Annotated in this window: 15 protein-coding genes; 10 read left to right on the top strand and 5 right to left on the bottom strand. The window is 61.2% G+C overall.

Going from position 1 to position 25,860, the window contains the following annotated elements; translation table 11 throughout:
• Positions 1 to 16: 16 nt before the first annotated feature.
• On the bottom strand, positions 17 to 8,911 hold the full coding sequence (locus KDL09_RS00355; protein WP_294380166.1) for a Calx-beta domain-containing protein: 8,895 nt from the start codon (positions 8,909 to 8,911) through the stop codon (positions 17 to 19).
• Positions 8,912 to 9,015: 104 nt separating this feature from the next.
• Positions 9,016 to 9,813, bottom strand: a complete 798-nt coding sequence (locus KDL09_RS00350) for a class I SAM-dependent methyltransferase (protein ID WP_294380164.1) — start codon at positions 9,811 to 9,813, stop codon at positions 9,016 to 9,018.
• Between the two features lie 139 nt (positions 9,814 to 9,952).
• Here KDL09_RS00350 and KDL09_RS00345 point away from each other — a divergent pair, with 139 nt between their 5' ends.
• From KDL09_RS00345 to KDL09_RS00315, 7 genes are all read left to right on the top strand, one after another.
• Entirely contained in the window at positions 9,953 to 11,467 is a 1,515-nt protein-coding gene (locus KDL09_RS00345) for a cellulose synthase family protein (protein ID WP_294380161.1), read from the top strand.
• Between the two features lie 52 nt (positions 11,468 to 11,519).
• Positions 11,520 to 12,797 (top strand): PQQ-binding-like beta-propeller repeat protein, encoded by a 1,278-nt coding sequence (locus KDL09_RS00340; protein WP_294380159.1) that lies wholly within the window; start codon positions 11,520 to 11,522, stop codon positions 12,795 to 12,797.
• 49 nt (positions 12,798 to 12,846) lie between these two features.
• The gene (locus KDL09_RS00335; protein WP_294380157.1) at positions 12,847 to 13,824 is read left to right on the top strand and encodes a Gfo/Idh/MocA family oxidoreductase; all 978 of its coding nucleotides are present in this window, start codon (positions 12,847 to 12,849) and stop codon (positions 13,822 to 13,824) included.
• Positions 13,825 to 14,018: 194 nt separating this feature from the next.
• A complete protein-coding gene (locus KDL09_RS00330) occupies positions 14,019 to 15,638 on the top strand; it encodes a Do family serine endopeptidase (RefSeq protein WP_294380156.1) in 1,620 nt (539 codons plus the stop codon).
• A 147-nt stretch (positions 15,639 to 15,785) separates the two neighbouring features.
• Entirely contained in the window at positions 15,786 to 16,580 is a 795-nt protein-coding gene (locus tag KDL09_RS00325) for a TatD family hydrolase (protein WP_294380154.1), read from the top strand.
• 63 nt (positions 16,581 to 16,643) lie between these two features.
• Complete coding sequence (gene pyk, locus KDL09_RS00320; RefSeq protein WP_294380152.1) at positions 16,644 to 18,053, top strand: pyruvate kinase; 1,410 nt, start codon at positions 16,644 to 16,646, stop codon at positions 18,051 to 18,053.
• Positions 18,054 to 18,093: 40 nt separating this feature from the next.
• The gene (locus KDL09_RS00315) at positions 18,094 to 18,873 is read left to right on the top strand and encodes a hypothetical protein (RefSeq protein WP_294380150.1); all 780 of its coding nucleotides are present in this window, start codon (positions 18,094 to 18,096) and stop codon (positions 18,871 to 18,873) included.
• Positions 18,874 to 18,879: 6 nt separating this feature from the next.
• Here KDL09_RS00315 and KDL09_RS00310 read toward each other — a convergent pair whose 3' ends face one another.
• The gene (locus tag KDL09_RS00310) at positions 18,880 to 21,321 is read right to left on the bottom strand and encodes a PSD1 and planctomycete cytochrome C domain-containing protein (protein WP_294380148.1); all 2,442 of its coding nucleotides are present in this window, start codon (positions 21,319 to 21,321) and stop codon (positions 18,880 to 18,882) included.
• 69 nt (positions 21,322 to 21,390) lie between these two features.
• On the opposite strand from KDL09_RS00310, the gene KDL09_RS00305 reads away from it, so the two are divergent.
• The 3 genes from KDL09_RS00305 to dtd are packed head-to-tail and all read left to right on the top strand — an operon-like array spanning position 21,391 to position 24,014.
• Positions 21,391 to 22,623, top strand: a complete 1,233-nt coding sequence (locus KDL09_RS00305; protein WP_294380146.1) for a thymidine phosphorylase — start codon at positions 21,391 to 21,393, stop codon at positions 22,621 to 22,623.
• 12 nt (positions 22,624 to 22,635) lie between these two features.
• Entirely contained in the window at positions 22,636 to 23,559 is a 924-nt protein-coding gene (locus KDL09_RS00300; protein WP_294380144.1) for an amidohydrolase family protein, read from the top strand.
• Between the two features lie 2 nt (positions 23,560 to 23,561).
• Positions 23,562 to 24,014 (top strand): D-aminoacyl-tRNA deacylase, encoded by a 453-nt coding sequence (gene dtd, locus KDL09_RS00295; RefSeq protein ID WP_294380142.1) that lies wholly within the window; start codon positions 23,562 to 23,564, stop codon positions 24,012 to 24,014.
• Between the two features lie 54 nt (positions 24,015 to 24,068).
• On the opposite strand, the gene KDL09_RS00290 is transcribed toward dtd, so the two are convergent.
• Complete coding sequence (locus tag KDL09_RS00290; RefSeq protein WP_294380140.1) at positions 24,069 to 24,665, bottom strand: sigma-70 family RNA polymerase sigma factor; 597 nt, start codon at positions 24,663 to 24,665, stop codon at positions 24,069 to 24,071.
• 315 nt (positions 24,666 to 24,980) lie between these two features.
• On the bottom strand, positions 24,981 to 25,860 hold an 880-nt coding region (locus tag KDL09_RS00285; RefSeq protein WP_294380137.1), incomplete at its 5' end, for a sulfatase-like hydrolase/transferase.

Here is a 25,860-nt window from a genome sequence, read left to right as displayed (position 1 = left end):
AAACGACGTCTTCCTCTTACTGGCGTTCCACTTTGACCCGCATGAAACGCGGCTGGCCGGAGCTGACGGGGACGCTGTCCCGCACGATCAGTTGTGAGGAGGTGTCCAACTCGATGATCAGGCCCGCGGAGGACCAGCTGGCAGGCTGGGAGATGTCACTGGTGGCCTGGACCGTGAAGATGACATCAGTGGCGTCGGGATTCTTCGGAATGGCAATGCGGAGGTACCGCTCGGAGCTGACGGGGGAGAGCGTGACAACCTGCGGACTGCCGTTTTGGATCGCACCATTGGTGCCGACGGCATACTCCAGCAAATTTACGAGCCCGTCGCCATCGGAGTCAGCGGAGGCTTCCGCAAGGCTGTTGTCGCCATCGCCGGTGCTGGTGGTGACGAGCCACTTGGCGAAGGGGCTGGTGTAGGCGGTGACGCTCAGATCCCGGAAGCTGCTGATCGCGCTGTCGTCCGCCGTGAGGCGCACGGTATGGATTCCGTTCAACATGAGCGCCGCGGTGGTGTCGATGGCGGATGGATTGCCAAAGACGAGTGATGAGGGCCCGCCGGTCTGGCTCCAATTCGTGGTGAGGCTGACAGGAAGCGGAAAGCTGTCGTCGGACACGGTGGCATCAAGGGAGACGGGCGAGATGTCCCCCACACTCGCGAGGAGAATGTTCGGGGCGCGGTTGAGCGGTACGACGGTGAGATTGGAGAACTTGGCGACATTCAGCACACCCGCCGTGCCCCCGGCATTGTCCACGGCGAAGCCGACGAAGACCCGCGGGGTCATGATGATGGTGCGCGGGGAACCAAGCTGAGTCCACGTGCCAGGAGCACCGCCAGAATCCGCGGCGTGGAAGGCGGTGATGCGGTTGCCTTCACGGATGAGGCGCATCCAGCGGATCTTGCCGGTGAAACTGGGCACGCCGCCCGTTGCGCCAGCCGCCACGCTGCGCCAGATGTAGCCGTTGAACGAACCAGTGGGAATGCGTCCGACGTGGGAGTAGCCGCCGTTGTCCATGCTCTCGCGGATCATGATGCCGGACTTTGCGTTGAGGGCGCCGCTGTTGGCGTCCACGAGCTTCGCGGTGACCATGAGGTCCCCCTGATACTGCCAGCCGTAGAAGGCGCCGTTTCCATCCATGCTGTCGGCGGCGCCGATGGTGTAGGTGGTACCGTCGAAGGCGAACGTAGCCTGTGTGGAGGGAGAAGTGCCAAAATTTTCCGTGAGCAAAGCCGGGCCGGAGGGAGCGGGCGTAAGCGTGACATTGTCGAAGGCAGCGGTGCAAAGCTGCCCGGCGGTGGCGCTGTTGCCGGTGGCCGTGAGACCCATCACAGTGACGTCGTTGAGCATCGAAACCACCGTGGGACTGCCAATCACCGTCCAAGAGCCAGGCGTGCCGCCGGAATCGGACGCGTAGGAACCGGTTATCTGCTGACTGGCGCTGTCGCGCTCCAGTTTCACCCATACCGGCAGCGTAATGCCGGACTGCGTGACCGCCGTGTCGTTGGTGCTCACGGATGTGCGCATGCGGAGCTGGAGCGTGCCGTTCGAATAGCCCAAGACGGCACGACGCACGCTGCGATTCAGGCTGTCGCGAATGGTGACGCCCGCGAGCGGCGTGGCCGCCGGACCTGAGAGCGAGGTAATGCGCGCCATGATGCTGCCGTTTCCCGTGACCTGCCTGGCCATGATGTGCGCGGCGTCAGTGGTGGTGCCAGTGTATCCGGCGCCCATGCCGGTGAGGAGAAGGCTGAATCCCACCTTCGCCGTCTGACCGCGCTGCTTCGTGGTGGGGCTCATGTCCTGCGCAATCCATTCCTCCGCGGCGATGTCGGCACCGACGATGACCGTGACCTGTGTGCCGACGGTGAACTGCGTGTCCGTGGCTGAGAATTGCAACACATAGACGCCGTCCGCGCTGAACGTCACCGCGCTGCTGAGTGCGGAAGGCGCGGCAAACGTGGCCGTGCCCGGTCCGCTGACCTGGCTCCACGTCGTGCTGAGCGCTGCGGGCGATCCATCGTCCGTGGCGGTGGCGGAAACGATGATACCCTGGCCGCTGGCGACCAGATTGCCGTCGCTGGTCGGACTGACGATGGAAACGACCGGCGGGAAGTCATTGTCCTGGATCGCCACCTCGTCGTAACCGTCTCCACCGATGTCGTAACTGCCGCTGGAAAGCTGCATGAGGACCGTTTCATCCCCTTCCGTGAGCAAGTCGTCCACCGGCGTGATGGTGAACGTGCGGCTGACCTCTCCGGCGCTGAAGGTGAAGGGAGAGGTGAGCGCGGCATAGTCCGAACCGCTGAGAGCCGTGCCGGTGACGGTGAAGGCCACGCTCAACGTGCCGGTGGTGGGCGCGGTGCGCGTGATGGTGAAGGTGCCGGTGTTTCCCGCGCTCTCGGAGGCAATGCCGTCCGTGGCGGCGATCGTGACGGTGCTGCGGTCGTTGTCCAAAAGGGTCACGGTGGCCGCGGAAGGCGATCCCACGGTATAAACACCCGCGGAGGAGTTCACCGTGAGAATCACGGTCTCAGTCACCTCGTTGGTCGAGTCATTCAGCGGCGAGATCGTGATGGTGGCGGAGGATTGCCCGATGGGAATCGAGAAATTGAACGTGCTGGTGGTGCTGATCGAAGCGTAGTCCGTGTTGTTCGCTGCCGTGCCTGAACGTGTGAGGGAAACGACGAGGTCCGCAGTGGTGGCACCCGTGCGGCTGATCGTGAAGACTCCCGGATCGGGCCCAGTTTCCGAGGCACTGGCATCCGTGGCGACAATGCTGACGACGGGCAGGTCGTCATCGGTGATGGTGAAGGTGTGCGTGTCCTGCGTGTCGATGGCTGCGCCGACGGGATTCGTCAGGGTCAGCACCACGGTCTCGTTCGACTCGACGACGGCATCATCATAGATGACGAGCGGGATGGTCTGCACAGTCTCTCCGGGAGCAAAGGTCACCGTGCCTGCGGAGAGGGTGAAATCGCTCCCGCTGGTGGCAGTTCCACCGACGGTAAAGTCCACGCTGATGGCGGAATCCGCAGGCGCGCTGAGGCTGACGGCGATTTCCTGCGTGCCGGCCGCCGCCTCGACCGCGCTGCTGCTCGTCTGTGCGAATCCGACAAGCGGCAGGACCGGCGGCGTGTCATCGTCGTTGATGACGTAGGTAAAATAGGTCTGCGAGCCAAGCATCGCGGCAGTTGGATTGCGCAGGAATATGGTCACCGACTCATTCGGCTCCGGAATCGTGTCGTCCGTGATGTTGAGCACGATGTCCTTGGTCTGCTCGTTGTTGTTGAAGGTGAGAGTGCCGTTTGCGAGCGAGAAATCCACGCCTGTGCCAAAGGCGTTCGTCACCGTGGAGTTGCGGTAGATGAACTCCGTGCGCGCATTGGCCACCACGCCATGGTAGGCGGACATGGCGCGGTAACCATGGTTGTCGCGCACCATCACCCCCGCCTGTGCAGTGGTGGCACCGCCGGTCTGCGAGATGACCCGCGCCACCAGATTGAAATCACCCGTGAGCGTGGTGGCGACGAAGTGGCATGCATCTCCGGTGCCGCCGATGGCAGCCCCTGAACCACTGACCGTGTAGGTTCCTGCGTCGAGACTGTCTGATCCCTGCGCGTTCACAAAACCGATCGTCCGACCGGTGAGACCGCTGGCAGGCACGTTGTTGATCGTGACGTTGTCGAAGATGGCCGTGGAAAGCGTGCCGTTCGACCTGGAACTGACCGCCAGGCCCGCCTGCACGTCGATGCCCATCGGAATGGTTTGATCCGTGCTGGTCTGCGTCCACGTGCCGCCGTCAGGCGAAGCCCACGCGCTGAACACCGAGCCCACGCGCTGCAACCGCACCCAGTAAGGCCGCACAATGGTCGTGGTGGCCGAACTGGCGCTCGTGGAGATGCGCCGGATGGTGCGCGCCGTGCCCGCTTTCTCGGCAAGCATGGCCATGTGCTTGGAGGTCGTGGCGGTGCTGTCGCGGATCGTCACACCGGCACGCGAGGTGTTGTTGCCGTTGGCGATGCTGACCACACGCGCGGTGACGATGCAGTTGGTGGAATTGGTGATGACGTGGGACACATAGCAGGACGTGTCAGAAGTGCTGCTCGTGCTAAGGCCGGCCCCTCCGGCATTGAGTGTGAAAACGCCGCCGCTTTCACTGCTGCTGCTGGCAGGATTGGTCGTGCCGATGCTGCCAAAAGTCGACGCACTCGCCGCGCCACCAGCATCAAGACCAGTGATGCTGAAATTGTCGAGCGTGGCGGTGCAACTGACGCCGGAGGACGATGACATGGCCACCAGTCCGACTGTGTATCCATTGGTGACGAGGCTGATCGTCTGCGGCGTGCTGACCATCTGCCAGTGCTCCCCGTCCGAGGAGACATAACTCGTCAGCACATTGTCCGCGCGCACCACACGCGTCCAGTACGGCAGCGTCGGAACAGTGGTGGTCCCGGTGACAGACGCACGCGCCCCAGAATCGACATAATAATCCACGGTGGTGATGCCCACCGATGGCGAGGCGAGCGTCACTGGCACATTGACTGTTGCAACGCTCTCCGCGCCCGAAGAACCGTTGCTCGCAAAAGCAACGGTCTGGGTCGTGGTGTCGTTGTCGTCCAGGTAAATGGTGGCATCGGGAGTTCTGGAGTAACTTCCCGCTTCAAGATGAAGGATGATCGTTTCCGTGCCCTCGATGTCCGTGTCGTTCGTGCCAGTAAGGTTAAGCGTCACGTCCGCACCCGAGGCGGTGGCAGGAATGGTCAGCGTGCCGGTGCGCGTGCCGTTGTTGAAGGTGAGCGTGCCACTGGTGGTGACATTGTAGTCCGTCCCGGGCGTCGCCGTGCCTTGCAGCGAGAAATTGAGCGTGAGCGCCGAAGTAGTGGAACCGGTCCGCGACGCGTAAAACTTGAACGGCGAGGTCGTGGCTCCTTCGACGATTCGATTGATGGTGAGCGCACTCGTGCCCACCTGCGAGTCCACCCACACCGTCGGCTGGTCATTGTCTCGCAGCCAGATGCTGGCGCTGCTCGTCGGCGCGTAGGTGGAGATCGACGGGCTGGAAGTGATCGTGCAGATGATGCTTTCGATGTCCTCCAAATCCGTATCATTGACCGGCACAAACGTGAGATCGACCGTGGACGCGGTGCTGCCGCTGCTGTTCATCACGATCACGCCCGTCCCGCTGGCCGCATCGAAAGTGCTGCCGGCAGGGGACGAAGGCAGCGTCACCGTATAGTCCGTGGTGCGGACGGCCGTGCCGTCGAGGCTGAAAGGTACGCTGACTGTGCCTGCAATGCTGCCTTTGATCGAAAAACGAATCACACCCGAAGTTCCGCCTTCCACAGCACTCGTCTGGCCTGCCACCTCGACGTAGGGAGCGTTGGATGCGGCGCTGTCATTGATCGTCACCGTGCCGGAGGTCGTGTCACCCAGCCGATAGTCCGTGGGGCCCGCGCCGAGTTGGAGAAGCACCTGCTCTGCTGTTTCGCCAAAGCCATCCCAGCGCGGAACGATCGTGATCGCGGCCGATTTCGAGCCTGCGGGGATCTGCACGGCTCCTGGCAGCGCCTCATAATCCACGCCGTGAATCGCCGGCACTCCCGTGCTCGGACTGCCGGCCACGGAATAGTAAACCGTCAGCGAAGCGCTCAAATCCCCGCTGCGAGTGACCAGAAACGTGCCCGTGTCGGCCACACTCCCCGGCACGCTGAGATCCACCTCCTGCGCGGTGGCATCGGTGACGGAAAGTGTGACCACATTGGTATCGTCGTCGAACAAGCTGACCGTGGCGGTCGTCGCTGTCGGCTCCAGAACATATCCAGCATTCGCACTGAGGGTCAGTGTGACTGTCTCCAGCGGCTCCACCTGCGTGTCCTGCAGCGGCGTGACATTCACCACCGCCGAGCTGCTTCCAGCAGGGATCAAAACGCTGCCACTGAGCGTCGCATAGTCCGCTCCTGCCACCGCCGAACCACCGACGCTATAGCTCACCGTCAAATCCGCCGCCGTACTGCCGGTGCGGCTGACCGTAAAAACCCCGGGTGCTGCAACACCCTCGTCCACAGTGTCGGTCGTGGCCAAAATGCTGACCTTTGGCAACACCGTGTCATTATCTTCGATGACCACCTGCGCGCTGCCCGCATTGGGTGCGACCAAGTAGCCGCTGCCTGCAGCGAGGGCAAATTTCACCGTTTCCGGGCCTTCCACCGCCGTGTCCGTGTTCGGCGTGAGCACCACGTCCAGCGTGCTGGAGTCTGCCAGGATGATGAAGGTGCTGAAACCGCCCGTGCCCGTGATCAATGCCGGTGCCAGCGTGTAGTCGGCAACGGCGGCGGTGCCGATGGCAGGATTGATGTTGACGGTCAAAGGCACTGCGGTGTCGCCGGTGCGTGTTAGCCGGAAGGTGGCGGTCTCCCCGGCCGCGTCTTCGGTGGCGCTGGCATCGATGGCGGTGAGAGAAACCATGGGCAACCCCTCCGCCTCAAAGTCGGCGCCTGCGAAATTGGGGGCCACGGTGATGCTGTTGTTGAACAGCTCGCCAAACGAGTAGCCGTAAAGCAGCGGTGTGACGCTGTAGGTGTTCGCCGCGAGATTGGCGATCGTGTACCACCCCTCGGAGTCGGTGATGGTCGGGTTCGTGCCGTTGGCCGTGAGCAAAACTCCCGGCAACCCCACGCCGCCTGCGGTGACACGACCGCTAATCGTGTATTTGCCGCCGCCGTTGCCCACGGTGATCAAGGTGGTTCGGGTGATGCTGCCGCCCTTCATGTCACTGACGGTACAACTCACCACATAGCTGCCTTCGGTGGAAAACGTCCGAGTGATGACGGGAGAATTCGGCGAAACGATCTTCACCGCCGTGTCACCCCAGTGCTGCCACTGGTAGGCCAGCGTGTCGCCGTCCAGATCCTCCGCCGTGGCGGTGAACGTCACCGTCGCGTTTTTGGGCACCACATTGGCAGAAGCCGCCAGAGACAAAGTGGGCGGCGTGTTGCCGCTGAAGTCACCCATGTTGATCAGCACATCGACGTATTTCGGCGTCGTCGTGCTCACGCCGATGGTGGTCATGAAAATGCCGGCCTCGGTGTCGCCAAACGTCTGCCCGAGCGCGATCGCAGCGTCATCTTTGTTGTAGGGAGAGCCCGGCGTGGTGTCGATGAGCTGGATGTTGCTCCCGCTGCCGCTGGGATACTTCCATCCGAGAATGATGCCCTTGTCCGCCCAAGGACGCGATGCGCTGCCGTTGTAAAGCTGCCGCACTTCGCCCCAATAAGTACGCTGCGAGTCCTTCGTGATCGTCATCGCATAGCGATTGCGCGGATCGAGCACCGGCTGGTCGAAGGCATAAACACGGTAAAGACCGCTGGTGGTCACACTCTGCACGTAGCTCTGCGGCAGCCACTTCACCTGCACCTTGGCCGCCGCATTGTAGTGGTCGTTCGGCACGCCGCCGCCGCCCATCACATCGTAGCTGTCACCATACTCTGCATTCGCCCCCGGACCGATGGCGCTGGTGCCTGCCGTGTCCCAAAAGTTTGCATGCGCGAGCCCGAAGGTGTGCCCGATCTCATGCGCCGTGACGCCCACGCTGTCACCATAGACCCACACATTGCCGCCGCCGCCCCAGCCACCCGTGGCCCGCGCCCCGCCAATCAAGCGCAGCACCGTCACATCGTAGTCATTGTAGTCGAATCCCAGCTTCCTCGCCTCCTCACGCGCATGGGCCATTTCAAGGCTCAGTCCATCGATGTCCCCTCCGTTTGACGTGTCCCGCTGCACATACCAGGCCTCGTTCTTCGACAGCTTCACATGCGGCGTCACAGTCGTCTGCGTGGTCAGCTTGCCAAACGACGACTTGGAATAGTAGTCCGCCACGTTGCGCATGATCTCGTAGCTCTTCGATTCCGTCGGCAGGCGGTCGTTCTGATCCTGAAACGTCATCGGGATGTACAGCACCTTCAACTGCCCTACCGCCGGTGTCGGCGGGGCTGGCAGCACGCCCGTAAGCAAAACGGGGCCGCCGGTGGTGCCTTCGCCCTGAATGTACTGCTCCTCGACGATGGGTTTGTGGTAACCGCCGCACAGATGAATCACCTCCTCAGGCGTCTCGATCACCGTCTCGGCCTGTTCGGCGGTGATGGGTTCGGCAATCTGGTCCTCGCTGGCGGTTTTCAAGCCGCTGACCGGACACACCGCCACCTGCTTCTTCGTCGAATCGGGCACCTCACCGACTTCAAGCACCCGCACCGGACTCTCGCTGGCAGCAATTTCACGATCAATGCCGACACCGTTGATCGCAGCGTTCGGCACGGTGACGACAATCTCCGCGCGGCGCCCGAAGACATGCAGGTTGAAGGCACCATCGCCCTTCGTTTGCGCGATGCGATGAGTCAACGTCTGCCCCGGCAAAGGCAGTGAATCACCCTCCGCAGGCACACCTTGATACGTCGAAACGACCGCACGCTGGTTGATCCGCGTCTCCAGCAAGGCAAGAACCTCTGCTGGCAGCTTTTGCCGCACCACCATCGGCACCGCACGCGCCAGTGCCGACCGCGGGTCGTCCTTGATCAGCTGTTTAAACAGAGGACGCCTCGCAGCGGCCAGTTTCACACCTTCCTCGATCAGAGCGGCTTTCCCGGCGGCATCTGCCTTCAGATACTCCTCGGTCCACGCGTCAAAACTGGCCATCAAGTCGTTAACAGGAGTCGTGGGAACTTTTTGAATCTCCCGTCCTGCCATAATAGAGGGACCCGTCGGCGGTGTCTGCTCTGTTGATTGCCTGGATCCCGTCCCGCGATGGTCGGTCCTCTGCGTCACCACCGTGGCCTGAAGTCGTTCCTGCGGTGCAGGCCGGAAAAGAAGAAAGAGAGAAATAGCGGCCGCAAAGGCCAGCAGGAGGCGGAAACGCATGGTTGGAGACGGGGCCAAACGAACTCGCAGACATCCCTGTTAGGCTGTCGGTTCGCTCTTTTTGGCTATTGGGTCGAAATGCTATCAGAAGACCCGGAAAACCGTCAAGGCTGTTGCTTGCGCAATACCAGCAGCACATCCGCATAGCTGTCGTCAAAACGGCGCGGCGCGGCGAGGTCGTGGGTGAAGTCGTAGCACTCCTGCAGTTCCAGCTCCGGCACCTTGCGCAGCAGCGCCTTCAACTGCGCGGCGTTGTAGGTGCGAAACTGCCAGCGCGTCTCCTGCACGTGGGTACGACCGGCATCGGTGACTTTCAGCCGCGTGCGCAGGTCCTCCAGTCGCGCCTTCGGATCCGCAGGCCAGGTGTGGGTATTGCAAACGACCTCGATGCCGTCGCGCTTCGCCACCCAGCGTTCGTGCTCGGCCCCGCCGCGGTCGTAATCGGTCAGATGCAAACCGAGGAAGAACAAACCGCCGGGTCGCAGGCTGGCCGCGACACGTCGCAGGCACTCGGCGGCATTCTTTTCGGTATGCAGGTATTTGAACGTGCTGACGAGGCAATGCGCGAGGTCGAAGCCGCCCTTCACACCTTTCGGCAACGCGAAGCTCTGCATCCAGTCCTCCCAAAGACGTGCTTTCAGCCCGGCACCGGCGAGACGCTTCGTCGCAAACTCGATCATGTGCGCATTCCCGTCGAAACCGCTCACATCCCAGCCCCGGCGCGCCATTTCCAGCGCCAGCCTTCCGCTGCCGCAGGCGGGTTCGAGCAGGCGCCTGCCCTTGCCGTCGCCATGCTTCACAAACGCGCCTTCCAAGAAGTCCGCCTCCTGCACGGTGCCGTCATCAAAGATGATATCGTAATAGAGGGGGGTGTCGTACCAGTCGCGCTTTTCGGGGGGCATCCGGCGCACGATGGCGAATCCCCGGCTCCGCGCCACCCCGTAACGACATCAACCACAGAAAGGATCAAAAAACACGCCACGGGTGGCATTCGAAATGCTGCTTGATTGTTTGTAACTGGTGGAGATTGATTGCGCCCCCGTGCCCGCTGCCCTTCCCGATATGATTGTGTGGGATAATTTCTTCTGGTTCACCAGCTACATCCTCGTCTTCATCGCCCTGTCCGCCTTCGGCGCCCACAGGATCAAAGTCCTGTACCATTTCTGGAAACACCGCCGGGACATACCCGAGCCTCAGCGCCAGTTTGAAGAGCTGCCAGTGGTGACCGTGCAGCTCCCGATCTTCAATGAATACGACGTGGTGGAGAACCTGCTGCGCTACGTCAGCGCCCTCGACTACCCGCGTGAGAAACTGCAGATCCAGGTGCTGGACGACTCCACAGACGAAACTGCGGCGTTCGCCGAAAAGCTCAGCGCAGAATACGCCGCCACAGGTCTGGACGTGGAGTACAAACACCGCACAAACCGGCATGGCTTCAAAGCCGGAGCGCTGGACGAGGCGATGGTCTCCGCCAAGGGCGAATTCATCTGCATTTTCGACGCCGATTTCCAGCCGCAGCCGGATTACCTCAAGAAACTCGTCCACCATTTCACGGACGAAAAAGTTGGCATGGTTCAGGCCCGCTGGGGACATGCGAACAAGCATTTCTCCCTCCTCACCCGCTTGCAGGCGCTCTTTCTTGACGGTCATCTCGTGCTGGAGCAGACCGCCCGCAGCCGTCACGGTGAGTTCTTGAACTTCAACGGCACCGCCGGCATCTGGCGCCGTCAGGCCATCGTCGAAAGCGGCGGGTGGCAACATGACACGCTGACCGAGGACCTCGATCTGAGCTATCGCGCCCAGCTCCGCGGCTGGAAGTTCATCTACCTCAAGGATGTCGTCGTTCCCGCTGAACTGCCGCCGGACATGGACGGCTTCAAGAGTCAGCAGCACCGCTGGACGAAGGGTTCCATCCAAGTGTGCAAAAAGATTCTCGCGGATGTGTGGCGGAGCAACGCACCGCTGGCCGTCAAACTCGAGGCCACCGCGCACCTCACCTCGAACTTCGCCTATCTGCTAACGCTTTGCACGCTGGTGCTCATGTATCCGGCCAACTTCGTGATGGGCAGTTCGTGGCACAAGGCGGTCTTCGTTGACGTTCCGGTGTTCTTCTTTGCCTCCGTCAGCGTCGTGGTTTTCTACATGACGGCACAGGGCTCGCAGTCGCGCTGGGGCTGGCTGAAGGCCCTTCCCTACGTACCCATGCTGCTCGCACTTGGCATCGGCATGAGCATCAACAATGGCAAGGCCGTCCTCGAAGCCCTGCTCAACCAGGACAGCGAATTCGTGCGCACGCCAAAATACGGCATCACCACGCAGGAGCAGGCCGCGAAGAAGAAGACGCACTACAAGGCCGGCAAATCGATCGCGCTCTGGCTGGAGGTGGCACTCGCCGGCTATTTCGGCTGGATGATCGCGCTCGCGGCGCAGCGCGGCCAGTGGGGATCGATCCCGTTCCTGCTGCTCTTCTTCGGTGGCTTCGCATTTGTGGCCTCCGGCTCACTCGTGAAACGATTCTCGATGGAGCGCTTTCAGCCTGCCACGGCAACGGCTTGAGCCCGTCGCGCCAAGCGTAACTTTCGCAGGCGTTCCGGGTTTCTCTGCGGCCATGAACCTGTTTATCGCTTTCGCCTTTGCCACCTGCACGCTTCACGCCGCCACCACCGACTGGACGCGATTCCTGGGTCCCCATGGCACGGCCATCGTGGCAAACTCGCAGGTGCCGCTGACGTGGAGCGACTCGGAAAACCTCACGTGGAAGACAGACCTGCCCGGCCCGGGTTCCTCGAGCCCTATCGTCTTCGGCGACAAAGTGTTCGTCACCTGCTGGACTGGTTACGGTGACAAAGAGGGTGCAAATGACATGAGCAAGCTCACGCGGCATCTGCTTTGTCTCAGCCGCGCAGACGGCAAAATTGTGTGGGAAGCCAAGGTGCCCTCCGTCGTCGAGGAAAATCCATGGAAAGGCTATCTCACCGAACATGGCTATGCCACGCATACGCCCGTGACGGATGGTGAACGGGTTTATGTGTTCTTCGGCAAGAGCGGTGCACTGGCCTTCGACATGCAGGGCAGACAGCTTTGGCAGAACTCCTGCGGCACCGACTCCGGCCGAATGCGCTGGGGCTCCGCCGCGAGCCCGGTGCTCGTCGGCGATGTTCTCGTCGTAAACGCGAGCGACGAAGCGCAGGCGATCATCGGACTGGACAAGAAGACAGGCAAAGTCCTGTGGAAGGCCGAGGGCCAGTTCGGCATGGCCTACGGCACGCCGAATGTGTTTCAACACGAGGGTGTGACCGATCTCGTCATCGCCGTGCCGCAGGAGTTATGGGGCTTGAATCCTGAAACGGGCAAACTGCGCTGGTATGCCGCGCACGAACTCAACGGAAACGTCTCTCCAAGCGTCGTTCTGGGCGACAGCATCGCCTATGTCTTCGGCGGATTTCCCGCCACCCGCAGCACCGCCATCAAACTCGGCGGCAAGGGCGACATCACCGCCGATGCGATCCTCTGGAGCAGCAACACCAGTTCCTACGTCCCAACGCCCATTCTCAAAGACGGCCATCTCTACGTCGTCAACGACCAGGGATTCGCAACCTGCATCGATGCCGCGACAGGAAAAGACGTTTATCGAGAGCGCGTCCTGATGGGCGCACGCGGCGGTGGCAAACCGTTCTACGCCTCACCCGTTTTGATCGGCGACAAACTCGTCTGCGTCTCCCGCAGAGACGGCACGTTTGTCATTGCAGCCAAACCCAAGTACGAACTTCTCCAAACCAACGAGTTCAAGCTGGACGACTCGCACTTCCACGGCACCCCGGCCGTCAGCGGCAACCAGCTGTTCATGCGCAGCAACAAGGCGGTTTACTGCATTGGCACGAAGTAAGAACGCGTCATGCCGAAAGGCCGCGCAACTCGCCGCGTAGTCATCGCCCATGATTCGCCAACTGCTTCTCGTCGTCAGCGCTCTCACGCTGTTTTCCCTCAACGCCTCCGCCCAAAACATCCGCGCCGGCATCATCGGACTCGACACGTCCCACGCGCTGGCCTTCACCAAGACGCTGAACGCGACGCCGCAGAAGCCCGAGGTGATGGGGGTTCGCTTGGTGGCTGCCTATCCGCAGGGTTCCAAGGACATCGAATCCAGCACGAAGCGCGTGCCGGAATACACGGAGAAAATCAAGGAATTGGGCGTGGAGATCGTGCCCAGCATTGATGCCTTGCTCGACAAGGTGGACGTCGTGTTCCTCGAATCGAACGACGGCCGCGTCCATCTGGAGCAGCTCCTGCCTTGCATCGAAGCACACAAGCCGGTTTTCATCGACAAGCCGATCGCCGGCACCCTCGTCGATGCGATCAAGATTTTCGACGCCAGCAAAGCCGCAAGCATCCCTGTTTTCTCCTCCTCTTCCCTGCGCTTCGGCAAGGGCACGCAGGAAGTGCGCGGTGGCAGCATCGGCTTGGCGAAAGAAGCGGAAACCACCAGCCCAGCCAGCTTGGAAGAGCACCATCCCGATCTTTTTTGGTATGGCATCCATGGCGTCGAGTCCCTGTTCACCGTCATGGGTACCGGATGCGAGAGCGTGAAGCGTGGCACCACCGCTGAAGGCAAAATCACCGTCACCGGCACCTGGAAGGGCGGACGCAAAGGCACATACACCGAGAGCAAGGGCTACGGCGGCAAGGCCATCGGCGAAAAGGGCGAGGCCGCAGTCGGCACCTACGATGGCTATGATCCGCTGCTCTACTCCGTCGTGCACTTCTTCCGCACCGGCGTCGCTCCAGTCTCACCGGAGGAAACGATCGAGATCTACGCCTTCATGGAGGCCGCGGACGAGAGCAAACGCCGCGACGGCGCCGAGGTCACCATCAAGGAAGTGATGGACAAGGCGCTCGCCGAGGCGCGAAAGTGATCACGTCCGGCACCGGGCAAACGGGTGGCTGACAGGTGAAAGCGTCGCTGCTCGGCGACGTTGTGTGCGTGTTTTGAGAACTGAAAGAGTCCCTTTCATTCGGTCAGAATTGTTCAACATTTCCGGCGACAGTCCGTCTCTAAGTCGGTCGGCCTTCCTGGCCGATCAAAAAGCTCCCAACCCCAAACACCACCATGACAACTCCACCTCGCCTCTGCATCGCGTTCACCTGCGCCGGCATGTTGTCGGCAGGACTTCCCCTGGCGCTTGCTGAAACACCGGCACCAGGCAAAAGCTCTCCGGAGGAATTCCAGGCCAAAATCCTCAAGGACGCCTCCCCCCTGCCCAACAACGGCCAGCTCCAGATGAGCTATGCCAGCGTGGTGGACAAGATCCTCCCAAGCGTTGTCACCATCTCCACCTCTACGCCGGTCAAGACTCCGGACGTGGACCAGATCCCGCCGCAGCTCCGTCCGTTTTTCTACCGTTTCTTCGGCGTACCCGACGACTTCGGCATGAATGAAGACGATGAACCGGTGAATCCACGCCGCCGCGGACAGCCTCAGCGTCCCCGGCAGCTTCCCGAAGAAGATGATGAAATGAATCAGCAGCACGGCGTCGGATCCGGCATGATCATCACACAGGACGGTTATATTTTGACGAACAACCACGTCGTCGCCGATGCCAAAAAAATCGATGTGGCGGTGGACATCGACGGCAGCACCAAAACCTATAAGGCAAAGATCGTCGGCGCCGATCCGCTGACCGACGTCGCGCTCATCAAAATCGATGCCACCGGACTCAAACCCGCAACGATGGGAGACAGCTCGCAGCTTCGAGTGGGCGACATCGTTCTTGCCGCCGGCGCGCCAATGGAACTCAGCCGCTCAGTCAGCCAGGGCATCGTCAGTGCGCTGGGCCGAAGCAACGGAGGCATCGTCGGCCGCGGCCGCGTGCAGGGCTATGAAGACTTCATCCAAACCGATGCCTCCATCAATCCGGGCAACTCTGGCGGCCCGCTCGTCGATGCCATGGGACGCGTCGTCGGCATCAGCACGGCGATCCTCTCCCGCACCGGCATGAATGCGGGCATCGGCTTCGCCATCCCGATCAACATGGCCCTCCACATCGTCGAAGATCTTTTGGACGACGGCATGATCCAGCGCGGCTTCCTGGGTGTCGGCATTGAAGACCTCACACCGGAGAAAGCCTCCCTCCTTGGTGCTAATGAAGAGTCTGGGGCCATCGTCACCATGGTCGGCGCAGACTCCCCGGCTGAAAAGGCCGGCGTCCAGCTTGAGGACGTCATCATCGGCATCAACGGACAGAAGGTGGACAGCAGCAGCCGTCTTCGCCTCATCGTCAGCAGCACCAAGCCCGGCACGCAGGTTCCGGTGGACATCATTCGTAATGGCAAACGCACCGCCGTAAATGTCACTCTGGGCGCCCTGCCTGAAGAAGCGCTGACTGAAGGCGGCTCCGGACTGCGGGGCATCCCGCGCAGCGGCGGCGCACCCAAGGAAAACGTGGAGGAGCTCGTCAGCGGCGTCACGATTCAAACACTTACCAAGGCGCTGCGTGAGCGGCACGACATCCCCAAAGATGTCAACGGTGTCATCGTCACCAAGGTCGACCCCAACAGCCGTGCAGCCGCCAGAGGTGTCGAAGAAGGAGACGTCATCTCCCAGCTGAACCGCAAGCCCGTCAACAACACGGCTGAAGCCCGCACCCTCGCACAAAAGAGTGACAAGACCATCCTTCTCCGCGTCTGGCGCAAAGGCGACACCATGCTTCTCATGATCGACAACAACTGATCCGCGAACGTTTTTTCCGCCCGCGCATGCCAGACGGTGTGCGCGGGCTTTTTCATGCCTGAAGCGGGCAAGGAGCCTTGGAGTGCCTGAGGAATGGAGTATTGGATTCCCGGCATCTCTTCAGTGCTCCACCACTCGACCCCCTCCGTGCTCTACGACGCCCACAATCACCTCCAGGACGAACGACTTGATCCTTGGCGGGATCAAATCATCGCCACGCTGCCGCAGGCCGGCATCGCGGAGATGATCGTGAACGGCTCATGCGAGGAAGACTGGCCCGCCGTGGCAGCGCTTGCCCGCGAACACACGTGGATCCGCCCGGCATTCGGTCTGCATCCATGGTATGTCAATGAGCGCTCGCCGCGATGGGCTGAAACTCTCCGCCAGCATTTGATCGATCACCCCCACGCCGTCGTGGGAGAGATCGGCCTCGACCGCTGGATCGAGAATCCCGCCATCGACGCCCAGCTCGAATGTTTCCGGACGCAGCTCGCCCTCGCTGTCGAACTTGATCGCCCCGCCACCATCCACTGCCTGCGTGCCTGGGGTTTGCTGGAGGAAACGCTGCGCGCCTGTCCGCTGCCACGGCGAGGGTTTCTGCTGCATTCCTATGGAGGCCCCGCTGAGATGATTCCCAGCTTCGCTGCAATGGGCGCCCGCTTTTCACTCTCGCCCTACTTCGGCCATCCCCGCAAGGCTGCCCAGCTCGCCGTCTTCAAATCCGTGCCCCTCGATCGTCTCCTTACCGAAACCGATGCGCCGGACATGCGGCCGCCGGATGAGTTGAACCCACATCCGCTGCAGGCCGCCGATGGCAGCTCTCTGAACCACCCGGCCAATCTGCGTGTCAGCTATGAACTCCTCGCCAGCATCCGCGGCATGCTCGTGGAGGAATTGCAGGATGTCATTGCCGCCAACTACGCCAAACTCTTTGCCTTCTGAGTCTTGCCATGCGTCAAGACAGGGGCCACCGCTGGCCCGCCACCTGCTCTCAATATGCCAACCATGCGCAAAACCAAAATCCTCTGCACTCTCGGCCCTGCCACGGAGAGTCCTGAAGTCATTGCCAGTCTGATCGCCAAGGGAGCCGACGTCATTCGCCTCAACATGAGCCACGCCTCGCATGACTGGGTGCGCGCTGTCTACTCGCGTGTCCGGGAGGCCGCGTCCGCCAGCAAGCGTGAGATCGCCGTGCTCATGGACCTCACCGGCCCCAGCATCCGCACCGGCGATCTCGAGCAGCCCTGGCAGCTTCAGGTGGGGGACGTTGTCGAATTTCGCTGCAAGGCAGAGGCTCCCGGCACGACGCAGTACTCCGTCAGCGTCAATTACCCCGAACTCGGCAAGGACCTCAAAGCCGGTGACACCATCATGGTCGATGGCGGGATGATTCAGATCAAGGCCACCGATGTCTCCACTCTCCGCGTCATCGGCACCGTCATGACCAAAGGGGAGATGAAATCACGCCGTCACATCAACCTCCCCGGCGTCCCCGTGCGCCTGCCGCCGCTCACGCAAAAGGACTACGCCGATCTCGATCTCGGCGTCGAACTGGGCGTGGACTTCTTTGCGTTGAGCTTTGCCCGTGAGCCGGGCCATCTGCAGCATCTCCAGCTTCTTTTGGAACAAAAGCGCAGCAAGGCCCGCATCATCGCCAAAATCGAAAACCAGCAGGCCATCGACAACATCGACGCCCTCGTGGAGGCCTCCGGTGGCATCATGATCGCCCGCGGTGACCTTGGCAGCGAGTGCCCCATCGAGGATCTGCCGCTTATTCAACGCCAGATCGTCGAACGCTGCTCCTACCACGGTCGGAAGGTCATTGTCGCCACGCAGATGCTCGAAAGCATGATCGAGAACCCCGTGCCCACCCGCGCCGAGGTAACCGACATCTTCAACGCAGTCATCGAGCAGGTGGACTGCGTCATGCTCAGCGGTGAAACCAGCGTGGGCCGCTATCCCGACAAATGCGTCGAAGTGCTCAACACCGTCATCAGCCGCATCGAGCAAAAATATCCCTCAGGCCGTTTCGCCAGTGACGCCCCGCTCAAGACCAACAAGCACAAGACGGTCAAGGCGGCCATCCTGCTCGCCAACAGCATCCCCGGCTCCAAGCTTCTCGTCTTCACCATCCGCGGTGTCATGGCACATCTGCTCGCACACCAGCGGCCCGAGTTCGCACCCATCTTTGCCTTCACGCCCAATCTCCACGTCTCCCGCACGCTGGTCACCGCACGTGGCGTTCACCCTGTTGTGCTCCCATTTGAAGAAGGAAATCCCGAGCAGAGCATTCGCGACGCCATTGACCTCCTGCGTCGTGACAATCTCATCAAGCCCGGAGATCCGCTCGTCATTCTCAGTGATGCGCTTTATGACGGTGTAAACGTTGATGCCATTCTCCTGCGCGAAGCCTGAGCGGGTGTTAGCTTTGCCCAAGACCCGTCGTACCAGCCACATGCGTCTTCGTCACCTGTTGTTGTCAGTCATGCTCGCCGGCCTTGAGGCCTCGGCGGACACGCGGGTGTTCGTCAGTCTCGCCGGCACGCTTCTGGAGGCCGAGATCACGGAAACCAACGGCGACAACATCACCCTGAAGCGCAAGAGCGACGACCAGTCCCTGGTCGTGAACCGCAAAACGCTCTGCAAGGAGGACAACACCTACATCGCCCGTTGGATCGAGCAAAACCCTGACAAAGCAACTGGGGCTCTCACCACTGATCCTGCTCCGGTGCCGGTGCAAAAGTTCAGCCTCAGCTGCCAGACACTCCCGTCGAAAAGCAACCGTGGTCCGACCGGAGGTGGCGAACGCGTCATCGAACTCTCCTACAACTTCAACCTCAACAACCGCGAGGTTCAGCGTGACCTGCAGAATGCCACGGGCATCGTGATCACCTTGGGCAGGAACATGATGGGGTCCGACAGCGATTTGATCGTACTGCAAAAGGAGCTCTTTGAGGTCAACATCCGGGCCCAGTCCAAGATGGTGCACTCCACCACGCCCATCCGCCTCACTTACAGTCAGGGCGTTGGAGCCAACTACGGCGTCAAGAGCCTCGGTTACGTTCTGATCGTCCGAGACAGCGCCGGCAATATCCTCTTTGTGGAGGCCAGCCCTGACAGCAATGCAAAGTTCGCCAAGGAAATTATCGCCATCAGCGAAGTCCCCTGTGTGGTGGATCGTGACTTCATGGTCAAACCCGAATCCTCCGTGCCGGCCAGCTATATCAGCTTCTGAGATGGGTCACTCCTTCGTCACCGCCTCGTCGAGGTTCAGCAGCATGAGGCAAAGACTAGTCCATGCGGCGTGCTCGACTAGATCGAGTGACTCGTCACGCTTCGACTCGCCCACGGTGAGCAGCTTCACAGCCGCAGTTCGATCACGGCCCTGTTCTGTCCGAAGTTTGGCCAGCTGTGTCTTCATCAAAGCAATCTCAGCCACCGCAGGCGCTCGACAGGTGACCAACAGAAACGCCTGCACCATCGCCGCATCGTCATTGCCACGATTCGCCAGCAGCACCCGCTGCGCCAGCGCACGCGCGGCTTCGACGAAAGTGATGTCATTCATCGTCACCAGCGCCTGCAGTGGCGTGTTCGTCCGCGTGGCCTTCACGGTGCACACCTGACGCGCCGAGTTGTCGAAAAGCATCGTCGGTCCGACGATGCGTCGCCAGAAGGTGTAAAGCGTGCGGCGGTAAAGCGAATCGCCATGATCCTGCACATAGCTCTTCTTCCCAAACGTCGCTTCCTCCCAGATGCCCTCGGGCTGATACGGCTTCACCGACGGCCCGCCGAGTTGCTCCTTCATCAAGCCGGACACAAACAACGCCTGATCGCGAATCATCCACGAAGGCATGCGAAATCGTGGTCCACGACTCAGCAGACGGTTTTCAGGATCAAGCTGCGCATCCATCACCTTCGATGACTGCTGATACGTCTCGCTCGTCACGATCAAGCGCATCAGCGCCTTCACATCCCAGAGACTCTCGATGAATTCCGCCGCCAGCCAGTCGAGCAGTTCTCGATGGAGAGGCGATTCACCCTGCACACCGAAATCTTCCGCCGTCTTGACCAGTCCCACGCCGAAGAACGCCTGCCAGAAGCGATTCACCGTTACGCGTGCTGTCAGCGGGTTATCGCGGCTCACAATCCATTCTGCGAGACCGAGGCGATTGTTCGGCGCATCTTTGGGCATCGGCGGCAGACTCGCAGGAACGGTGAAACTCACCTTCGTGGTCGTCGGCTTGTCATACGCGCCTTTTTCCAGCATGAAGGTCTCACGCGGCTGGGCCAGCGTGTCCATCACCATGACCTTCGTGACGTTGGTCGTCGCTGAAACCTTCTCCCGAACGGCGGCGAGCAGCTTTTGCAGCAGCTTCGAATACTCCGCGTCCTTGTCTTTGAAATAACTCACCGCCTCAAGCAGCGTATCGACGCCACGCTTCTTCGGTTCTGTTTTGGCGATGTAGGCCGGCAGGTTGCCCGGAAGCTTGATCGCGTCCGATTCCGTGAGCGGTTTCCCTTCAGGCCGCGGAAACTTCTTCAGCTCAAACGCCTCCACCTCGGCTGCGATGGCATTCACCCTCTCGCCCGCCTTTTTCGCACGCTCGAGTTCGGCAGGCGTGGAGATGTCCATCGCTGGCGCGGCCTGGCCGCTGCGTCCTTTGCCGTCCTCGCTCGTCTGGTTGAAGACATCGTAGAGCGCGTAGTAGTCGCGCATCGTCAGCGGGTCGAATTTGTGATCGTGGCACTTCGAGCAGCCCATCGTGAGCCCCAGCCACACGGTGCTGGTCGTCTCGACTCGATCCATCACGTTCTCCACCCGCGTCTCCTCAGCAATGCGTCCACCTTCACCGTTGATCATGTGGTTGCGATTGAATCCGGTCGCCAGCATTTGCTCCTTCGTCGCATTCGGCAGCAGATCTCCCGCGAGCTGCCAGATCGTGAATTGATCATATGGCATGTTCTCGTTGATCGCCTTCACCACCCAGTCACGCCAGGGCCACATCGTGCGCTCGGGATCGCCCTGATAACCGTTGGTGTCAGCGTACCGCGCCGCATCCAGCCAGTCCCAGGCCCATCGCTCGCCGAACTGCGGCGAATCGAGCAAGCGCTCGACGGCCTTTGCATAATCTCCCTTCATGTCGTCCGGCGCAGGCGGCAGTCCGATCAAATCGAGCGACACACGCCGCAGCAAGGTTCCCGGCGTGGCTTTCGGCGACGGCTTCATCCCCTTCTCCGCCAGCTTGGCCCGCACAAACGCATCGATCGGATTCTTCGCACCGTTTGCCGGCACCTTCGGGCGCTCAATGCGCTCAAAGGCCCAGTGCGTACCCCATTTCGCACCTTGGTCGATCCATTGCTTCAACAATTGCTTCTGCGCCTCGGTCAGCTTGCGATTGCTCTTCGGCGTCGGCATCACCTCATCGGGATCGTCACTGAAAATGCGCTCGATCAGCGAGCTCTCGTGGCTCTTGCCCGGCAGAATGGCCGCCACGCCGTCCTTGACCGCCTTCGCCTCCTTTTCCACGTCGAGCCGCAGGTCGCCTTTGCGCTCCTTCGCATCCGGCCCGTGGCAGAAGTAGCACTTGTCCGAAAGGATCGGCTGGATGTCGCGCGAGAAGTCGATCCCCGCCGCGAGAAGCGCAGAAGGCAGGCAAAGAAGAACAAGAGCGGGGCGAAACATGAGCCTGCATCATACGATGACTGAAGGTTCGCTGTTGCCAGCAAGGCATGGCCGAACCTAGCATGGCCCATGCACATCCCGACCCTCATCGAGCGCAAGCGCGACGGCGGCGTCCTCAGCGATGAGGAAATCCACGCCGTCATCGCCGCGTTCACGCGCGGGGACATGCCGGAGTATCAGATGAGCTCGCTCGCGATGGCGATCTTCTTCCGCGGCATGACGCCGGAGGAAACGGCCGCGCTCACGGATGCGATGCTGCACAGCGGCACCATGCTCGCTTGGAACGAACACGATCCCATGCGCGTGGACAAGCACAGCACCGGCGGCATTGGCGACAAAACCTCGCTCGTGCTCGCGCCACTGCTTGCCTGTGACGGCGTCTGGGTGCCGATGATCTCCGGCCGTGGCCTCGGCATCACCGGCGGCACGCTCGACAAGCTCGAAAGCATCCCTGGCTTCCGCACGCAGCTCAACGAGGTCGAAATTCACAACGTCATCGACCAGGTCGGTTGCGTCATGGTCGGCCAGACCGCAGGCATCTGCCCGGCGGACAAGAAACTCTACGCTCTGCGCGATGTCACCGGCACCGTGCCGAGCATCCCGCTGATCACGGCGAGCATCATGAGCAAGAAACTCGCCGAAGGTCTCAACCGCCTCGTGCTCGACGTCAAATACGGCAGCGGCGCCTTCATGAAGACCGAAGAGCAGGCGCACCAGCTCGCACAAAGCATGGTCACCGTCGGTCGAGCGCTCGGTGTGCGTTCCAGCGTGCGTCTGAGCGCGATGAACGAACCCACCGGCGAATCCGCCGGCAACGCGCTCGAGGTCGCAGAGTGCGTGCGCTGCCTGAAAGGCGAGGGCCCGCAGGATTTGGAGGACATCGTGCTCGATCTCGCCTCCGCCGTTGCCGTTTCACCGCGTGTCGATTTGCAGGAGATGCTGCGTCGCGGCGATGCGTGGGTGAAGTTCCAGCAGATGGTCGAATTACAGGGCGGCAATGTCGAAGCGCTCGAAAAAATCACCTCCGTGCATCGCGCCCCGTTCATCGCCGAACTCAAAGCACCCGCTAGCGGCATGCTCACGCGGATGGACGCCGGAGGCCTCGGCTACGTCATCCTCGAACTCGGCGCCGGTCGCTCGAAGGCTGCCGATCCCGTCGATTTCGCCGTCGGCTGTGATCAAATCGCCAAAACCGGCACTCACGTTCACGCAGGCGATGTGCTCCTGCGCGTCCACGCCCGCACCAAGAGAACACTCGATCATGCGCTCGACGTTTTGCCGCAGCACATCGAGATAATCTGACGTTTGTCTCTCATGAACCGCCGCCGTTTTCTCCAGTCCACCGCCGCCGCCGCTTTGCTTCCCGAAATCACGCAAGCCGCGCCACCTGCGACGCGCATCATCGACACGCACACGCATTTCTACGATCCCACGCGTCCGGGCGGTGTGCCGTGGCCAGCGAAGGGCTCCAAGCTTTACCGCACCGTGCTGCCTGCTGACTGGCTGGCAGTCGCTTCGCCGCATGGCATCAAGGAAACCGTCGTGGTCGAAGCAAGCCTGCTGGTGGAGGACAATCAGTGGATTCTCAACCTCGCGGCGAAGGAGAAGTCCATCGTTGGATTCGTCGGCCATCTCGATCCCGGGGACGAGTTTGCCACCAACTTGAAGCGCTTCGCTGCCAATCCGATCTTTCGTGGCATTCGCTGGAGCGGCAATTTTCTGCTCGATGAGGCCAAGCATGACTCCGTTCTCGCCGGCGCCAAACTGCTCGCGGAACACGGCCTCGAACTCGATTTGAACGGTGGCCCGAACTACCTGCCGCACGCCGCCAAGCTCGCCGCCGATGTGCCCGAATTGCGCGTTCTCATCAACCACCTCGGTGCCTCAGGAGATCCGCAGGCGTTGCGTCCGGAATGGAAGGAAAACATCCGTATGGTCGCGAAGCAGCCGAACACCTTCATGAAAGTCTCGGCGCTCGTCGAGCAGGTGAAGTGCGAACCCGACCAGGCGCCGCGCGACACCGCCTACTACCTGCCCATTCTCGATCATCTGTGGGAAAGCTTCGGCCCCGACCGCCTCATCTACGGCAGCAACTGGCCCGTCTCCGACAAAGGCGCGCCCTACGACGTCGTGTTCAAGATCGTGGACGAATACTTCCGCTCCAAAGGCAGCGAGGCCTGCGAGAAGTACTTCTGGAAAAACTCGCTGGCCGCGTATCGCTGGATCGAACGCAACTAATCATGCGCCTCGTCATCCAACGCGTCTCCGAAGCCTCCGTCACCATTGAAGGTCAGATCACCGGCCAGATCGGCACGGGGCTCATGATTCTCGCAGGCATCGAGCATGACGACACGGTCGATGATGCGGCGTGGCTCGTGCAGAAGGTCACGCAGATGCGCATCTTCGGCGATGCAGAGGGAAAGATGAACCTCTCCGTGAAGGACATTGATGGCGGCCTGCTCGTTGTGAGCCAGTTCACGCTGCATGCGAGCACGAAGAAGGGCAACCGCCCCAGTTTCATCCGCGCCGCACGTCCAGAGATCGCGATCCCGCTCTACGAACAGTTTTTGCTGATGCTGGAGACGGAACTGGGCAAGCCGGTGGCTCGCGGCGTATTCGGCGCGGACATGAAGGTGGCGCTCATCAACGACGGCCCGGTGACGATCTGCATCGACTCACGGGCGAAGGAATAAAAGAAAGAGGCGGACCGAAGTCCGCCTCCCTCGTCGGTTTTGGGGTGAAAAAAATCAAGCGAGCCGCGGTTTCACCAGCGTCTCAAGGCGGTTCACGCCGCGACGAATGCGAGCTTTGATCGTGCCAAGAGGCTCGTGCAATCGCTCAGCCACCTCGGCCTGGGTGAGGCCGCTGAAGTAGGTAAGTTCGATGGCCTCGCGCTGGTCGGGAGTAAGGCGGGAGACCGCCTGACGCAGGATTCCGTCGCGCTCCTTCTCTTCGAGATTTTCGTGGCCGGAAGGTTCGAACTCGAACTGGTCCTTCTTGTTCTCGGTCTCGAAATCGCCGTTCAGGCGTGAGCGGCGCTGCTTGGAACGGATGCGGTCGATGGCGCGGTTGCGTGCCAAGGTGGTCAGCCAGGTGAGCGGCTTGCCTTTGCGTGGCTCATAGAGGTGGGCCTTGTTCCAGACCTGAACCAGCACCTCCTGCATGACGTCCTCGGTGTCGTGGTGGTCATTCAGGACGTTGGAGATCGAGGCGAAAATGAGGCCGCTGTACTTCTTGTAGAAGGCCTGAAAGCTGGCGGCGTCGCGCTCGGCGATGCGCTTCAGGAGGCGGATGTCTTCAACCACGTTGGGATCCACTTCGGCTTTTTGATCGAATGCATTCATGAGGAGTAAGGGGTGACTGACAAAGCGAATAATTGCGACAAGATGGGTTTCGTCAAAGTTTTGTTTCCATTTTGTCGAACTTTTGACAGTTTTTGTCTAATTTTATTCACCCTCTGTCGAATCTCGCCCTGCAGCACTGCCAATGAGAGGTTTAGCCCAGCCGCTTTATTCCTATGGACCTCAATCGGGCAGCGCCTGCTCGATTCAGCATCGGCAAAACGCGGCCTGAAGAGGGTTCCGGGCACGGCTGTCCCGGTCAGCCACGGGCGATGCGCGGCGGATCAGGAGCATCTGCCAGATGGCGCCTGCTGAAGGTTACTTCCCTGCCTTTTTGGCTGCCTTGGGCTTCCCACCGCCGCCGGCTCCGCGCCCATTGGGCTTCGCGGGGTCGTAATCGGCGTTCTGGATGGGCATGAGAGCGCCGACATCCTTCTGCCAGGTCTTGAGTTCGGCGAGCAGTGCTTTCACGCGCTCGGGTTCCTGAGCGGCCAGATTCTTGGTTTCGCCAATGTCATTGCGCAGGTTGAAAAGCTCGGGCACGTCCGGCTTTTCATACCAAAGAATGAGCTTCCAGTCACCGCGTCGGATGGCCGCGCCCGGTGCACCGCCTTGGTTGCCATAATGCGGGTAATGCCAGAACAGCGGGCGCTCGGGCAGATCGCCCTTGCCTTCGAGCACCGGAAGAAGGCTCACGCCGTCGATCGTCGACTCGGGCTTGGAGCCTGTCACCTCGGCCAGCGTGGCGAAGTAGTCCGGACTGCACACCGGCGAGCTCACCACCGCACCAGATTTCACGACCGACGGCCAGCGAACGACAAGCGCCTCACGAATGCCGCCTTCATAGAGCCAGCCCTTGCCACCGCGAAGCGGGAGGTTCGAGGTGGGCGAGCCTTCGCTCGTGCTCAAACCGCCGTTGTCGGACGTGAAAATCACCAGCGTGTTCTTCGCGAGCCCCAGCTCGTCCAGCTTGGCCAGCACCTTCCCCACAGCGGCGTCCATCGCCTCCACCATGCCTGCGTAAACCGCATGCTCCTGCACGAGGCGCACATCGCGCGGCTCCTCGCGGCCAAACTTTGGCTCGAGGCCCAGCTTCTGCCGCTTGGCTTCATACTTGGCCTGCAGTTCCGGGCGGCTCATGAGCGGCGTGTGTACCGAATAGAAGGAGAAGAAGGCGAAGAACGGACGGTCCTTGTTG

The sequence above is a fragment of the Prosthecobacter sp. genome (assembly GCF_020439865.1).
Classification (GTDB): domain Bacteria; phylum Verrucomicrobiota; class Verrucomicrobiia; order Verrucomicrobiales; family Verrucomicrobiaceae; genus Prosthecobacter.
The sequence above is the reverse complement of the archived record's forward strand: the minus strand, read 5'-3'. Positions and strand labels throughout refer to the sequence as shown.